This window comes from Brevibacterium yomogidense, from assembly GCF_900163715.1.
Taxonomy (GTDB): Bacteria; Actinomycetota; Actinomycetes; order Actinomycetales; family Brevibacteriaceae; genus Brevibacterium; species Brevibacterium yomogidense_A.
In genome coordinates, this window is the sequence record NZ_FWFF01000020.1 from 107,636 (window position 1) to 123,103 (window position 15,468).

A 15,468-nucleotide genomic window follows, 5' to 3' on the forward strand; every position below is an offset into this window, starting at 1 on the left:
CATCGGCGCGCTCCGCGCACAGGGAATCCCCACGCCCGCGCGCATGTTCACACCGATGTTCCCGCCGGGACGGCGACGTGCATATCGGGCGGCCGAGGGCCAAGCTGGGAGCTAGAGAACGGCTCACCCCCGCGCGGTGAACGCGCACGACGATTCGTGCACACGACGACTTGGAGGACGCAGATGACCCACACGAACGCCCCGACGCCCGCCGCCGCACCCCGCACGATCACCCTGACCTCCCTGGATGCCGCGCAGGAGGTCCTCGCAGCTGCGACGCAGGCCGACGGCATCGCGCCGATCTCCGACGGCCTCCTCGAGGCGGCGGCCGACGGCAGCGCCGTGATCCTCGGGATCGTCGACGTCCCGTCAGACACGGCCACCGCAGGCGGGCCGGACTCACCCGACGTCCCGCTGGCCGGCGTCGGCGTCGCCGCCCTGCAGGGCGAGCGCTGGGCCGCGGAGGCCGTCGTGACCCCGGAACACCGCCGCCGAGGCCTGGGCCGGGCCCTCGTCGCCGCTCTCACCGAGGCGGCCCGGGCCTCGGGCGGGGACCCGTGGTTCTGGTCCCACGGCGACCACCCCGCAGCATCCCACCTCGCAGAGGAGTCCGGGCGCCGCCGGGCCCGTGAGCTGCTGCAGCTCACGACGGACGGGGCCCCCACGCTGCCGGCTGCGACCGTGCCCGACGGCGTGGTGCTGCGCGACGTGCGGCCCGATGACGCAGACGCCTGGGCGGCGGTGAACAACGCCGCGTTCAGCTGGCACCCCGAACAGGGCGGCCAGGATCCCGCGGACTACCGCCGGCGGACCGGCGAGAGCGACTTCGACCCCAGGACGGTCGTCATCGCGGAGCGGACCGACGACGGACGGGTCCTCGGCTTCCACGAGACGAAGCGGCACGCCGAGCACCCGTCCGGCCTCGCGATGGGCGAGGTCCACGTGATCGGCGTCGACCCCGAGGTGCATGCGCGGGGCCTGGGCCGCGCGCTGCTCGTCGAGGGCATGGCGAGGATGATCGCGGACGGCGCGGAGGCGATCGAACTGTACGTCGAGAGCGACAACGAGAAGGCCCTGCCGCTGTACAGGGACGTCGGATTCTCACGTACGGTTGTCCATGTGAGCTACGAGCCGCCGGAGAGCCCCCATGACTGATGAGTCGCAGACGACGTATGACGTGACGACCTTCGGCGTGGAGCACGATCTCCCCGCCGCGGCAGACCGGTTCCTGGACCGCGAGCTGTCCTGGCTGGCCTTCAACGAGCGCGTCCTGGACATGGCCGCGGACACCACTCTGCCGTTGCTCGAGCGCACGAACTTCCTGTCGATCTTCGCGTCCAACCTCGACGAGTTCTTCATGGTCCGCGTCGCGGGGCTCAAGCGGCGGATCTCGACCGGGCTCGCCGTTCCGTCGGTCACCGGCACGCAGCCGCGCACCGCGATGCGCTCGATCACGAAGACCGCCCGCGGCCTCGTGCGTCGCCATGCGGAGCTCTACCGCGACGACATCATGCCCCGCCTCGAGGCGGAGGGGATCTACGTCGTCGGTCTCGAGGACCTCACGGAGTCGGAGCTCGACGGGGTCTCAGAGCTCTTCAGCGAACGGGTGTTCCCCGTCCTCACACCCCTCGCGGTCGATCCCGCCCACCCCTTCCCGTACGTGTCCGGGCTCTCCCTCAACCTGGGCGTCGTGCTGCGGCACCCGCGCTCCGGCGCAGAGCACTTCGCACGCGTCAAGGTGCCGCCGGTCCTGCCGCGGTTCATCAACGTGTCGGAGTTCGTGGGCCCCGGCGCCTCGGCCGCACTCGCACCCGGCGCGGAGACCCCGGTCAGCCCGGAGACGCCCGCCCGGTTCCTGCCGATCGAGGACGTCATCACCGCACACCTCGACTCCCTGTTCGAGGGCATGGAGATCGTGTCCGCCGCATGCTTCCGGATCACGCGCAACGAGGACCTCGAGGTCGAGGAGGACGACGCGGAGAACCTCCTCAAGGCGCTCGAGAAGGAGCTGGAGCGGCGCCGTTTCGGACCCGCCGTCCGCCTCGAGATCACCGAGGACATGCACCCGCGCGTGCGCGAGCTGCTCGTGAACGAGCTGGCGATCGACGAATCGGAGATCTACGAGCTGCCGACCCCGCTCGACCTGCGCGGGCTCGACATCATCGCCGACATCCCGCGGGAGGACCTCCACTTCAGGAAGGCCGTGCCGATCGTCAGCCGCGACCTGGCGGAGGCCGAATCGTCGGATCAGCCGGACGTCTTCGGCGCCCTCAGGGACCGCGAGATCCTCGTGCAGCATCCCTACGAATCCTTCTCCACGAGCGTGCAGGCGTTCATCGAACAGGCCGCTGCCGACCCGCACGTCGTCGCGATCAAGCAGTCGCTCTACCGCACCAGCGGAGACTCCCCCATCGTCGACGCCCTGATCGAGGCGGCCCAGGCCGGCAAGCAGGTGCTGGCGGTCGTGGAGATCAAGGCCCGGTTCGACGAGGCGAACAACATCACGTGGGCCCGCAAGCTCGAACGGGCGGGGGTCCACGTCGTCTACGGCATCGTGGGGCTCAAGACGCACGCGAAGCTCTGCCTCGTCGTCCGTCACGAAGCGGGCGGTCTGCGCCGCTACTGCCACGTGGGCACCGGCAACTACCACCCGAAGACCGCGCGCGGCTATGAGGACATGGGCCTGCTCACCGCCGATCCGCAGCTGGGCGCGGACATCGCGAAGCTGTTCAACCAGCTGTCCGGCCTGGCGCCTGGCACCACCTACTCACGCCTGCTCGTGGCGCCTGCGCGCGTGCGCGACGGACTGCTCGAGCACATCGACGAAGCCGCCGCGCGCGCTCGTGCCGGTGAGCGCGCCCGCATCCGCATCAAGGTGAACTCGATCGTCGATGAGCGGATCATCGACCACCTCTACCTGGCCTCCCGCGCGGGGGTGAGCGTCCAGCTGTTCGTCCGGGGGATCTGCGCGATCCGCCCCGGCATCCCGGGGCTGAGCGAGAACATCCAGGTGCGGTCGATCCTGGGCAGGTTCCTCGAGCACTCGCGGGTGTTCGTCTTCGAGTCCGGCGAGGACTACGAGCACACGGAGGCGTACATCGGCTCCGCGGACCTCATGCACCGCAACCTGGACCGCCGGGTCGAGGCGCTCGTGCAGCTGCAGGACCCGCGGCACATCAGCGAGGCGCGGGATCTCTTCGAGCTCGCATTCGCCGACGACACCGCACGCTTCGACCTCGACGGCGAGGGCCTGTGGACGCGCACGTCCGTCGATGCGCACGGCGCTCCGCTCGCCGACTATCAGACCGCACTCCACCGAATCCACCGTCGCCGCTGGTCGAGGCAGCGCGGATGAGCCCCTCATCGGTGAGCAACGCCGGCGAGTCGGCGCGCCTGCACGCGGATGTCCTCGCCGCCGGCTGCGTGCCGTGGCGGGACCGCACCGGGGAGCTCGAGGTGCTGCTGGTCCACCGTCCCCGCTACCGGGACTGGTCCTGGCCCAAGGGCAAGGTCGACAAGGGCGAGACCCTGCCCGAGGCCGCCGTCCGCGAGGTACTCGAGGAGACCGGGTACACGGTCACCCTCGGGCTGCCCCTGCCCAGCTCCCGCTACACCGTGGGCAAGAATCTGCGCAAGCACGTGTCCTACTGGGCCGCAGAGGTCACCGCAAAGCCCACCGGTTCCGTGCACAACCCCCGGGAGATCGACGAGGTCCGATGGGTGACCGCGGAGCGGGCGAAGGCCATGCTCACGCGCTTCGCCGATCGCGATCAGCTCGACAAGGTCATCCATGCCCATTCGACCGGCACCCTGCGAGCGTGGCCGTTCATCATCGTGAGGCACGGCAAGGCCTTCCCCCGCGCCAAGTGGCACGAGATCGAACATGAGCGCCCCCTGCTGGCGATCGGCACCCGACAGTCCCTGGCGCTCACAGGTCTGCTGTCCGCGTGGCAGCTCAAGAAGCTCGTCTCCAGCCCGTGGAAGCGCTGCGTCGCCACACTCGCACCGATGTCCGCCGCGGCGGGGAAGAGCATCCGCAAGCGCACGGCGCTCAGCGAGAAGGCGAATGCGCAGAACCCGCAGAAGACCCGCGCCGTGCTGGAGAAGATCCTCGTGAAGGGGGTGCCGACAGCGCTGTGCACGCACCGTCCGGTCCTGCCGACCGTCCTCGAAGTGCTCGCGGACCACTCGCCCGAAGGCCTCGCGAAATGCCTTCCCCCGCGCGACCCCTACATGAATCCGGGCGAGATCTTGGTCGCCTACGTGCGTCCCGGAACGATCCCGCGCATCGTCGAGTTCGAGCGCTATCGGCCGATCGACACGTGACCTGCGACACGCGCGCCCGCGGCGAAGATACCCGGGTGTGATGAGGATCCCAAGCCTCCCGCGCCCCATTCACCGGCCGTTCACATTCGACTCTCCTACGGGTCATACTGCACTCGTAACGTGGGGTCCGCACACGGGGGTATCCCCTGCACCTGGGGACACCCCCTGGATACCCCTTACACATGGAGCGAAAGGCACCCACGTGAAGCTCAAGCGTTTCGGCACGGCTGCAGCAGTCCTCGCAGCAGGCGCACTCACCCTCTCCGCCTGCGGCGGCGGATCCGGCGGCGGCGAAGGCGGCGAGCCCGCAGCTGACGCCGGCTCGGTCTCCGGCACCCTGATCGGCGGCGGCGCGTCGTCGCAGGAGGCCGCGATGACCGCCTGGACCCAGGGCGTCACGGAGGTCTCCCCCGACCTCACCGTGAACTACGACCCGGTCGGATCCGGCGCGGGCCGTGAGGGCTTCCTCGCCGGCCAGTACTCGTTCGCCGGCTCCGACGCCGCGATGGACGAGGAGGAGCAGGAACAGGCCGCCTCAGTCTGCGGCCCCGAGGGCGTCTTCCACGTCCCGTCCTACATCTCCCCCGTCGCAGTCGCCTTCAACCTCGAGGGCGTCGACACGGTGAACATGGATGCAGAGACCATCGCTCAGGTCTTCGCCGGTGAGATCACCGAGTGGAACGACGAGGCGATCGCAGAGCAGAACGAGGGCACCGAGCTGCCCGACACGCCGATCACCGTCGTGCACCGCTCCGACGACTCCGGCACCACGGAGAACTTCACCGCGTACCTCAACGAGGCCGCCGGTGACGCCTGGGAGTACGACGAGGTCGAGACCTGGCCGTCCGAGATCGCTGCCGAGTCCGCTCAGCAGACCTCCGGCGTCGTGTCCCTCGCGGGCAGCACCGACGGTGCGATCACCTACGCGGACGCCTCGCAGGTCGGCGAGCTCGGCACCGTCGCAGTGGGCGTCGGCGACGAGTACGTCGAGTACTCCTCGGACGCAGCGGCCAAGGCCGTCGACGCATCCGAGGCCAACGACGACGGATCAGTCGAGCTCGACCGCTCCACGGAGGAGGCCGGCGTCTACCCGATCGTCCTCGTCTCCTACCACATCTTCTGCCAGCAGTACCAGGATCAGGAGACCGCTGACCTCGCGAAGGCGTTCGGCCAGTACGTCATCTCCGAGGAGGGCCAGGCTGCCGCTGAGGAATCGGCCGGCTCCGCGCCGATCTCGGAGGACGCACGCACCGCGGCCACCGAGCGCATCGACAACATCACCGTCCAGGGCTGATATACGCTCTCCGGACAGGCCACGGCACTGCCGCCGGTCCACTCACCCAGTGGATCGGCGGCACCGTCGTGTCCGACCATTGATGCGCACGCCACTGAGTACCACCATGGATCCGGCATTCCGTTCCGGACAGTCGAACTCCGAGGGGAGTCATCGTGACTGAGCAGGTCACCGAAGCGAGGAAGAACAATCCCTCGCCCACCACGAAGTCAGCGGGGAACGCCTCCGGGGACAAGATCTTCGCCGGTCTGTCGTACGGCGCTGGCGCCCTCATCCTCGTGGTGCTCGCGTTCGTCGCAGTCTTCCTCGTCACCGAATCGCTGCCCGCGTTGGCGCCCACGGTGTTCTCCAACCAGGATTCGATCAACAGCGCAGACAACTTCTGGGTCTACGTCCTCCCGCTGATCGGCGGCACGGTCATGGCCTCGCTCATCGCGATCCTCATCGCGACGCCGGTCGCGATCGGGATCGCACTGTACATCTCGCACTACGCGCCGCGGCGCATCTCGACGCCGGTCGGCTACGTGATCGACCTGCTGGCCGCGATCCCGTCGGTCGTCTACGGCGCGTGGGGCATGCTCACGCTCTCCACCGCGATGGTGCCGATCTACGGCTGGCTGCACGACACGCTCGGCTTCATCCCCTTCTTCGCCGGCGACCCGTCCACGACCGGCCGCACCCTGCTCACCTCCGGGGTCGTGCTCGCCGTCATGATCCTGCCGATCATCACGTCGCTCTGCCGCGAGATCTTCCTCCAGACGCCCAAGCTGCACGAAGAGGCCGCCCTGGCCCTGGGTGCGACGCAGTGGGAGATGATCAGGATGACCGTCTTCCCGTTCGCACGCGCGGGCATCATCTCCTCCATCATGCTGGGACTGGGCCGCGCCCTGGGTGAGACCATGGCCGTCACGCTCGTCCTGTCCGGCGGCGTGTTCAACCTCAGCCTCATCTCGTCGGGCAACCAGACGATCCCGTCTGAGATCGCGCTCAACTTCCCTGAGGCGTTCGGCATGCGCCAGTCCGAACTCATCGCGGCCGGCCTCATGCTCTTCATCATCACGCTGGCGGTGAACATGGTCGCCCGCGCGATCGTCAACCGCAACAAGGAATTCTCGGGGGCCAACTGATGTCGACAGCAGTGAAGAAGACAGACGAGGGGGCCGCCCCCGAACCGCAGCCGTCGAAGAACGGCACGTCCGCCAAGAAGGGCAACGCCTTCACCGCCGGTCAGAAGCCGCGCTGGGTGTGGGCCGTCGTCCTCGCCGGCGCGCTCATCATCGGTGCGGGCATCACCGTCCTGCTCGGCGGGGAGGGCTTCTCCGTCACCGGCTGGCTCATCTTCTCCGCGATCGTGTTCGTCATCGGCATGTACGTGACGACCCGTGTGATGGAGAACAAGCGCCGTGCGACCGACGGCCTGTGGCGCAATCTGGTGTGGGCGGCGTTCTTCATCGCACTCATCCCGCTGATTTCGCTCCTGTGGACCGTGTTCGCACAGGGACTGCCGACGCTCCTCTCGAATCCGAGCCTGCTCACCGAGGACATGAGCACGACCAACGGAGCCACGGACCAGGCCACCGTCGACGAGGGCGCACCACTGGCCGGCGGATTCGTCCACGGACTCATCGGCACGCTCATGATCACCGTGCTCGCCACGGTCATCTCCGTGCCGATCGGCCTCATGGCATCGATCTACCTGACCGAATACAGCCGGGGCGGCCTGTTCGCGCGGTCCATCACGTTCTTCGTCGACGTCATGACGGGCATCCCCTCGATCGTCGCCGGTCTGTTCGCGTTCGCCGCGGTCAATCTGTTCGTCACGACGTTCCTCGGCACCAGCCCCGCTCATCTCCAGATGGTGAAGATGGGCCTCACCGCGTCGATCGCCCTGTCCGTGCTCATGATCCCGGTGGTCGTTCGGTCGACGGAGGAGATGCTCCGCGTCGTGCCGAACGAGCTGCGCGAAGCGTCCTACGCACTGGGCGTCCGCAAGTGGAAGACGATCATGAAGGTCGTCCTCCCCACGTCGATCTCCGGCATTGCCTCCGGTGTGACGCTCGCGATCGCGCGCGTCGCCGGTGAGACCGCCCCGATCCTCGTGACGGCAGGCTTCCTCGCCACCACCACGTGGAACCCGTTCAACGGATGGATGACGGCGCTGCCGGTCTACATCTATCGTCAGCTCATCAACCCGACGGCTCCCGGCGCTCCACTGCCGTCGGAGCTGCGTGCATGGGCCGCCGCGCTCGTGCTCATCGTCATCGTGATGCTGCTCAACCTCATCGCCCGCATCGTCGCCCAGGCGTTCGCGCCGGCGAAGACCGGACGCTGACCCAGGCGCGAGCCACGCACGAGCAGGCACAGAAGCAAAGGAACGAAGACCCATGGCAAAGCGCATCGACACCGTCGACCTCAACGTCTACTACGGCAGCTTCCTCGCCGTCGAAGATGTGAACATCCGCATCGAGCCCCGGTCGGTCACGGCCTTCATCGGTCCGTCCGGCTGCGGCAAGACCACCTTCCTCCGCACGATCAACCGCATGCATGAGGTGCTGCCCGGCGCATATGCCGACGGCAAGATCCTCCTGGACGGCGACAACATCTACGACCCGGGCGTGGACCCGGTGAACATCCGGGCGGAGGTGGGCATGGTCTTCCAGCGCCCCAACCCGTTCCCCACGATGTCGATCCGTGAGAACGTGCTCGCCGGCTACAAGCTCAACGGCACGCGCCTGTCGAAGTCCGACGCGGATGCGATCCTGGAGAAGTCGCTGCGCGGTGCGAACCTCTGGAACGAGGTGAAGGACCGACTCGACAAGCCGGGCTCCGGACTGTCCGGCGGTCAGCAGCAGCGCCTCTGCATCGCCCGCACCGTCGCCGTCGAGCCGTCCGTCATCCTCATGGACGAGCCGTGCTCCGCGCTCGACCCGATCTCCACGCTGGCCGTCGAGGACCTCATCAACCAGCTCAAGGAGGACTACACGGTCGTCATCGTCACGCACAACATGCAGCAGGCTGCGCGCGTGGCGGACAAGACCGCGTTCTTCAACATCCAGGGCACCGGCAAGCCCGGCCAGCTCATCGAGTACGCGGACACCAAGACGATCTTCCAGAACCCGGAGAACGAGCAGACGCTCAACTACATCTCCGGTCGCTTCGGATGATCCGATGATGTGACCGCACCCTATGTGCGCAGGAGGGGCTCGGACGATCCGTCCGGGCCCCTCCTGCATTCATCACCGTCGCGAGACCCCACCGGGGCTCAGCCCCACCCGGGCTCACACCCAGTTCGAATGCTCAACACTCGCACAGGTCGGCAGCCGATTTCGTCCGCATGTTGAGCTTTCGAACTCACCCCGGGCGCCGTCTGGCTCCCAGCAGGCTGCTTTCGATCACCTCACACACCCATGAAGACGAGCAGCCCGGCGAGCGCCGCGCCCAGGACCGCCGGCACGGGGATCCCCAGCAGGGCCGAGCCGATGACGGGGTAGAGGAAGCGCGTGCGGATATGTCCGCGCCGCCCGGAGAACTGGGTGCCGACGTTCGCGGCGGACACCGTGTAGACGATCGAGACGGGCACCGCGACGGCGAAGGCCGACACGAGCGTGGTGGTCGCCGCGACGCCGTTCGCGATGACGGACTTGAGCGGATCGAGCTTCACCATCCGCACCGCGACAGTCCGGGCGACGCGCCAGCCGGAGGTGACGGTGCCGACCGCCAGTGCCGTCGCGACGAGGAGCCTCACGGGCCAGCCCACGGTGGTGTCCTCCCCCGCCACGAAGTCGATCCCCTCGTAGGCGAGGACGGCCATCGCGAGCACTGCGGCGGACTTCTGGGCGTCCTGCACACCGTGCCCCAGCGACAGGAGCCCCGTCATCACCGCGTCCGCGGCGCGCGCAGTGCGGAACAGCGGCTTGGGCGCAGAGGTGGCGGCCAGCCTGGTGACGACGGCTGTGACCAGAGCGGACAGGCCGAGGACGACCAGCGGGGCGATCAGCAGCGGCAGGATGAGCCGCATCAGCATGCCCTCGAAGTCAGCGACCGCCCCGTAGACCAGCCCGGCGCCCAGCACTCCCCCGACGAGGCTGTAGGACGACGACACCGGCACTGCCAGCATGTACGTCACGATCCCCCAGGCCGTCGCCGCGATCATCCCCGCGACGATGACGGAGAGGATGCCGTGCGGGTCATGCGGCAGAGACACCGTGTTCTCCGCGATCACCAGTGCGACCCCCTGGCCCAGGAGCGCACCGATGAAGTTGAACGTCCCCGACAGCCACAGTGCGACGCGCGGGTTCAGCGCTCGGTTCGCGACGGCGTTGCCGACCGTGACGCCGGCATCATGGAAGCCGTTGACGAAGGCGAAGGCGGTGACGGAGAGGACCGCGACGACGAAGAGCAGCTCCACGTTCCCCGCTCAGGATTCGCGGACGGCGACTTCGGCGACGACTGTGCCGATGGATGTGAAGGAGCGGGCGGCCTCGTAGAACGTCTGCCCCAGCAGGGTCGCGGCGGCCAGATACGCGAGGCCCCTCCGCGCGGCGGGCACCGCGTCGGACACCTGGAGGTGCAGCGCCTCCGCCCGGTAGAAGAGCCGTGACATCGATTCCACGTACTGCCACTGATCCGGTTTGCCCGGCAGCCGCTTGAGCATGCTGTGCGTCTGGTCCGTCGCGTTCGACAGCACGGCGAGCATCTCGAGGACACCCACGGGGAGCTGTTCGAAGGCGGAGGACGACAGCGCGAATCCCACGGATTCCAGCCTGTGGGTGGTCTGGCACAGTGCGTTGGTGAGTCGATAGAGCGCGTCGCGGTCGATCGGCGTGGCGTAGTTCTCCCGCAGTGCCCGCAGCACCGCTGATTCCGCGGCATCCGCCTCGTCGGAGACGGCTGCGAGGCGACCCGCCGCTTCGCGGCGCTCCTCGACGGGGATGCCGGACAGCTCCGCGAGGATCAGACTGCTCTGCCGCAGGCTCGAGGAGAGGCCTGTGAGGTGCGTGAAGTACTCCGCCTCGTGAGACAAACGGCGAAGGCGCACAGGAACACCATCCTCACTGCTTCAGAAGAGTAGGCGGGTGCCGGACTGAGAGCGCCTCTCGGCGATAGGCCGCTCGAAGCGGCGTGTGTTGGAGCCCGGGGCTTCAGCAGCCCGACACCCGGTGTGGCCCGAGGGCCACGGCACCAGTCTAACGACTCACACCCCAGGCAGCACCCCACTCATCACCCGGCGGGCTCACGCCAGTTCGTTCGCGCGATGCGAACGCGCAGATGAGGCGAGGTCGGTCGCCAGCTGCTCGAACGCGCGGGAATCGTCGCGCCGGCCCAGTTCCCAGCGGCCGGCGGCGGCGACCTCGGCGAAGGCGGCCGCCCGCAGCAGGGCCATGGTGAAGTCACCCCGGAAGGCGCCGGCGAGGATCTCGTCCGCGGCGCGCGCGACCTCGTCGGGGCCGGGAGGATCCTCGATCCCCGCCACCAGCTCCGCCAGATACGCGTCGACGCGGATGCGACCGCCCAGACCGTCGGCGCGGGACACGTTGCGGCCGGTCGTGTACTCCTCCGCCGCGCGTCGGGGGCTGCGCACGATCCATTCGCGCAGGGCGTAGAGCCGCCAGAGGACGCCGGGCAGCGAGACGGCCGGCGCTGTGGCCCAGATCTCCGCGATCGCCTCGAGGCCGATCTCATCGGACAGGTGGACGAAGCGGGCGGTCGCCTCGTCGTCACGCGCAGCGCGGTCCGCGTCATCGGCGGCTGCGGGCGCGCCGTCGGTGTTCCCGTAGACCAGCAGCGAGGCCGCGGCGTGCGCGAGTTCGGCCAGCTGGGCGGGGTCCGGGTGGGTGGCGTAGCCCTCGAGATCCGCTTTCGGGAGGGGCTTGTGGTGTCTGCGCATCATGCTCCAGGCTACTCTCCGACTCTGGAGACTCACAGGAATCGGGAAGCACTCAGGCGACGTTTGTACTGTCGTGGGTGGAGTCCCCTCCGCAGCGATCCTGCGGCTGGCCCGGGCACCCCACGAGACGACGCCCCCACACGGCGCGGGCTCCGGCAAGGACCTGAGGAGGACCTATGACGACGAACTCCACTGCGACGAAGGGACTGGGCGCGGCCACGAAGCTCGCGTTCGACAAGAACGGCGAGCTCCGCCCGCAGGCGAAGGGCCTGTTCGAGAAGGCACTGTCCGTCCAGCGGCCGGTCGTGCTCGCCTACATCCGCAGCGTGCGCCGGCGCCATCCGCACGCCTCGCCGGCGGAGATCGCGGAGATCCTCCGCAAGCACTACGTGACCCTGGCGATGGGCGGCGGCGCGGCAGTGGGCGCGACCGCCGTCGTCCCCGGCATCGGCACCGGTGCGGCGCTCGGGCTGGCTGCCGTCGAGACGGGCGGCTTCCTCGAGCTGTCAGCCCTGTACTCGCAGTCGCTCGCAGAGCTGCACGGCATGCAGGTGCGCGAGCCCAAGCGCGCGAACGCGCTCGTCATGGGGCTCATGCTGGGCGGATCCGGCAAGGACCTCGTCCGCCAGTTCTCCGACCAGGTCGACGGCGGCGCGCCCGTCCATTCGAACTTCGGCGCGCTCGTGACGAAGCAGATCCCCTCCGTCGTCATGGACTCGGTGGTGAAGAAGCTGCGGAAGAAGCTCATCCGCACCTACGCCGCACGCACCGGCGGATCGGTCATCGGGCGCGCGCTGCCGTTCGGCGTGGGCGCCGTCGTCGGCGGCACCGCCAACCGCATCATGGCGGGCACCGTCGTGAAGAACGCGCAGAACGCCTTCGGCGACATGCCGAACCACTTCTCCCCTGACCTCGACCCCGCGTCCAGCTCGCCGCTGCGCGATGCGGACATCACCGCAGGCCTGCGCCATCTCATGGCGGCCGCGTCGCGGCGTAGGGGGAAGAAGGACATCGAGGGTGAGACGGTCGACCAGCTGGGACTGCCCGGCATCGACGAGGCGACGGGCGAGAACGGCGACGCGCCCGAGGCCCCCCGCACCTGGCGGCCGGACCCTCGCCTCTGAGGGACCGGGGCTCCCGGAGCACGCTGCGGCCCGCCGCCGCACCTGCCGCGCTCAGCGCGAGGTGCGGCGGCGGGCCGCAGTCGCATCACAGCAGCTGGCGCAGGTTCGCCTTCGCCAGGTCGATCAGCTCATCGCCGCGACCGGACAGGACGGTGCGGACGGCGAAGAGCGCGAAGCCTGCCGCCTGCTCCGCCTTGATGGAGGGCGGCATGGAGAGCTCCTGCCGCTCCACCACTACGTCCAGCAGTGCAGGACCGTCGTGTGCGAGGAATTCCCTCACCGCCTCTTCGAGCTCCTTGGGCTTCTCGACGCGGAATCCCTTGATCCCGACCGCATCCGCGATCGCCGCGAAGTCCGTGCGGCCCAGGTCCGTCGCGTGCGTGACGAACCCGGCGGCCTTCATCTCCAGTTCCACGAAGTTGAGGGAGTCGTTGTTGTAGACGACGGTCTTGACCGGCAGGTCGTGCTGGTTGACAGTGAGCAGCTCCCCCAGGAGCATCGACAGTCCGCCATCGCCGGCCATCGCGACCACCTGGCGATCCGGGTGGCTGGCCTGCGCACCGATCGCCTGGGACAGGGCGTTCGCCATGGAGCCGTGGGTGAAGGACCCGATCAGCCTGCGCTTCCCGTTCATCGTGAGGTGGCGGGCCGCCCACATCACGGGGGAGCCGACGTCCGGCAGGAAGACCGCATCGTCCGTCGCCCCCTCGTCGAGCAGCCGGGTGAGGTACTGCGGGTGGATCCGCCGGCGGGCCGGGGTCGCGAGTTCGTCGAGCTCCTTCCGGGTCCTGCCGTAGTGCTTCACCATCCGGGAGAGGTGCTTCGAGTCCTTCTTCTGTGTGAGCATCGGCAGGAGCGCGTCGACGGTCGAGCGCACATCGCCGACCAGGGGGTGGTCGACCCGGGTGCGGCGCCCGATCTGGCCGCCGCGGATGTCGACCTGGATGACGGTCGCATCCCGCGGGAGGAACTGCGGGTAGGGGAAGTCCGTGCCGAGCATCACGAGCGTCTCCGCCTGCATCATCGCGTGGTAGCCGGACGCGAAGCCCAGCAGCCCCGACATCCCCACGTCATAGGGGTTGTCGTGCTCGATGAACTCCTTGCCGCGCAGCGCGTGGACGATGGGCGCCTGCAGCCTCTCCGCCAACTCGATCACCTGTTCGCGCGCGTCTGCGACGCCCGCGCCTGCGAGGATCGTCACCTTCGTGCAGTCGTTGAGCGCCTGCGCGGCGCCCGCCAGCCCCGGCCCGGCTGGGACGGTGGCGGAGTCGGCGGGGAGGACGGCCTCGGCGGCGGTGTCGATCCGCGTGAGCAGCACGTCACCGGGGATGACGAGCACCGCGGGACCGCGCTGGGACAGAGCCTCGCGCATCGCGATGCGCAGCAGCCGAGGCAGCTGCTCCGCACTGCTGACGTGCTCGATGTAGACGCTGGACTCGCGGAAGAGCTCCTGCGGATGGGTCTCCTGGAAGTACCCCGTGCCGATCTCCTCGCTGGGGATCTGGGCGGCGATCGCCAGCACCGGGACGCGGGAGCGCATCGCGTCGTACAGCCCGTTCACGAGGTGCGTGTTGCCCGGTCCGCAGGAGCCCGCGCAGGCCGCGAGGGAACCGGTGAGCCCGGCCTCGGCGGAGGCGGCGAAGGCGGCGGCCTCCTCGTGCCGGGTGCTGAACCAGCTGATGCCCTCCGTGTCCCGCAGTGCATCGGTGAATCCGTTGAGGGAATCGCCCGCGATCCCGTAGACGCGGCTCACGCCGCTCGCTGCCAGTGTGTCGACGATGTGCTGTGCTGCGGTGGGCATGACGTTCTCCTGACGGATCTGCGGCGTGTGTCCATCTACGAGACTAGCCCGGCGCGCCGCTGAAGTGCAGGGGCGGCCGTGGGCGATGTGCGGCAGGTCAGGGCAGGAGCGCATCGGCAGATCACTGCGCGGTGTGAATCGTCTTCGGAGTGTGCCGCGGCACTTTCGCGGACGGCTTCGAGCGAGCACGCTGGAGGCATGACTGGAGCAACGGAACCTCGCGACCCCTCGGACATCGACAGCGCTGGACAGGGCGGCGGCGCCGGACAGGCATCGGGCACGCCGACCGTCTGGGCGACTCTGCAGGCGCAGGACGCGAACGCACTGATCATCTACCTGACGGAGACGTTCGGCTTCCGGCTCACGGCCCGGTATGACGACGGCGACATGGTCGCCCACGCAGAGCTGCTGTGGCCCGAGGGCGCGGGCGGCCTGATGCTCGGGTCGTACCGGGAGGGCCGCGAGTGGTCGCGCAGGCCCGGCACCGCGGGCACGTACATCGTCGTGCGGGATGTCGATGCGCTGCACGAGCGGGCACGGCGGTCGGGGGCGGAGATCATCGCTGCGCTCGTCGACACCGACTACGGCAGTCGCGAGTTCACGGTGAAGGACCCGGAGGGCAACCTCTGGTCCTTCGGCACCTATCCGGGCACGCCGATGCCCTGAGGGGTGGGCGATGCGTGGGCCGCGCGACGCGTGGACCGCGCGACGCGTGGACCGCGCAGCTGCGCATCGTGCGGCCCACGCACAGCCCACCTCGCCGCGAGTGAGTACAACCTGGCCCAGATTCGGCGCTCGAGGGGCCGGTTTGCACTCACTCGCGACGCGGCGGCGGCCCCACGAGGGCTCGCCACACGTGTGTGCGGATGGCTGCGCAGCTGCTGGATGCGCAGCCGCGCTGGGACGGTAGACTCTGCGTGGGCCTATAGCTCAGTTGGCAGAGCAACGGACTTTTAATCCGTGGGTCGTGGGTTCGATCCCCACTGGGCCCACCCGTCTGATGTCGCAGTCCGTCTGCGGTGGCACAGGTGTCACA

At 68.9% G+C, this 15,468-nt stretch carries 13 protein-coding genes and 1 tRNA gene; 10 read left to right on the plus strand and 4 right to left on the minus strand.

Annotated features, from left to right (window positions below):
- Positions 1 to 183 precede the first annotated feature (183 nt).
- The 7 genes from mshD to pstB all read left to right on the plus strand — a co-directional run bounded on the left by mshD (position 184) and on the right by pstB (position 8,784).
- The gene (gene mshD / locus FM105_RS12970; RefSeq protein ID WP_179207189.1) at positions 184 to 1,155 is read left to right on the plus strand and encodes a mycothiol synthase; all 972 of its coding nucleotides are present in this window, start codon (positions 184 to 186) and stop codon (positions 1,153 to 1,155) included.
- On the plus strand, positions 1,148 to 3,355 hold the full coding sequence (locus FM105_RS12975) for an RNA degradosome polyphosphate kinase (protein ID WP_087008910.1): 2,208 nt from the start codon (positions 1,148 to 1,150) through the stop codon (positions 3,353 to 3,355). The genes mshD and FM105_RS12975 overlap by 8 nt, the downstream gene beginning before the upstream one ends.
- Complete coding sequence (locus tag FM105_RS12980) at positions 3,352 to 4,326, plus strand: NUDIX hydrolase (RefSeq protein ID WP_087008912.1); 975 nt, start codon at positions 3,352 to 3,354, stop codon at positions 4,324 to 4,326. The genes FM105_RS12975 and FM105_RS12980 overlap by 4 nt, the downstream gene beginning before the upstream one ends.
- Before the next feature lie 202 nt (positions 4,327 to 4,528).
- The gene (locus FM105_RS12985) at positions 4,529 to 5,620 is read left to right on the plus strand and encodes a phosphate ABC transporter substrate-binding protein PstS (RefSeq protein ID WP_087008913.1); all 1,092 of its coding nucleotides are present in this window, start codon (positions 4,529 to 4,531) and stop codon (positions 5,618 to 5,620) included.
- A gap of 155 nt (positions 5,621 to 5,775) precedes the next feature.
- Positions 5,776 to 6,747 carry a phosphate ABC transporter permease subunit PstC gene (gene pstC / locus FM105_RS12990; RefSeq protein WP_087008915.1) on the plus strand — a complete coding sequence of 324 codons (972 nt, stop codon included), beginning with the start codon at positions 5,776 to 5,778 and terminating at the stop codon, positions 6,745 to 6,747.
- Complete coding sequence (gene pstA, locus FM105_RS12995) at positions 6,747 to 7,952, plus strand: phosphate ABC transporter permease PstA (RefSeq protein WP_087008917.1); 1,206 nt, start codon at positions 6,747 to 6,749, stop codon at positions 7,950 to 7,952. Before pstC ends, pstA begins: the two co-directional genes overlap by 1 nt.
- Positions 7,953 to 8,004: 52 nt before the next feature.
- Complete coding sequence (gene pstB / locus FM105_RS13000; RefSeq protein WP_087008919.1) at positions 8,005 to 8,784, plus strand: phosphate ABC transporter ATP-binding protein PstB; 780 nt, start codon at positions 8,005 to 8,007, stop codon at positions 8,782 to 8,784.
- Positions 8,785 to 9,017: 233 nt separating this feature from the next.
- Here pstB and FM105_RS13005 read toward each other — a convergent pair whose 3' ends face one another.
- The 3 genes from FM105_RS13005 to FM105_RS13015 form a co-directional block, all read right to left on the minus strand.
- Positions 9,018 to 10,028 carry an inorganic phosphate transporter gene (locus FM105_RS13005; protein WP_087008921.1) on the minus strand — a complete coding sequence of 337 codons (1,011 nt, stop codon included), beginning with the start codon at positions 10,026 to 10,028 and terminating at the stop codon, positions 9,018 to 9,020.
- Positions 10,029 to 10,037: 9 nt separating this feature from the next.
- Positions 10,038 to 10,658 carry a DUF47 family protein gene (locus FM105_RS13010; protein WP_087008923.1) on the minus strand — a complete coding sequence of 207 codons (621 nt, stop codon included), beginning with the start codon at positions 10,656 to 10,658 and terminating at the stop codon, positions 10,038 to 10,040.
- A gap of 195 nt (positions 10,659 to 10,853) precedes the next feature.
- On the minus strand, positions 10,854 to 11,507 hold the full coding sequence (locus FM105_RS13015; RefSeq protein WP_256970402.1) for a hypothetical protein: 654 nt from the start codon (positions 11,505 to 11,507) through the stop codon (positions 10,854 to 10,856).
- Positions 11,508 to 11,683: 176 nt separating this feature from the next.
- On the opposite strand from FM105_RS13015, the gene FM105_RS13020 reads away from it, so the two are divergent.
- Positions 11,684 to 12,631 (plus strand): hypothetical protein, encoded by a 948-nt coding sequence (locus FM105_RS13020; protein ID WP_087008925.1) that lies wholly within the window; start codon positions 11,684 to 11,686, stop codon positions 12,629 to 12,631.
- An 85-nt stretch (positions 12,632 to 12,716) separates the two neighbouring features.
- On the opposite strand, the gene poxB is transcribed toward FM105_RS13020, so the two are convergent.
- Positions 12,717 to 14,432 (minus strand): ubiquinone-dependent pyruvate dehydrogenase, encoded by a 1,716-nt coding sequence (gene poxB, locus FM105_RS13025; protein WP_087008926.1) that lies wholly within the window; start codon positions 14,430 to 14,432, stop codon positions 12,717 to 12,719.
- Between the two features lie 198 nt (positions 14,433 to 14,630).
- On the opposite strand from poxB, the gene FM105_RS13030 reads away from it, so the two are divergent.
- Together FM105_RS13030 and FM105_RS13035 are read left to right on the plus strand one after the other, a co-directional pair.
- Entirely contained in the window at positions 14,631 to 15,098 is a 468-nt protein-coding gene (locus FM105_RS13030) for a VOC family protein (protein WP_087008928.1), read from the plus strand.
- A gap of 253 nt (positions 15,099 to 15,351) precedes the next feature.
- Positions 15,352 to 15,424, plus strand: a tRNA-Lys gene (locus tag FM105_RS13035).
- The last annotated feature ends 44 nt before the right edge of the window (positions 15,425 to 15,468 follow it).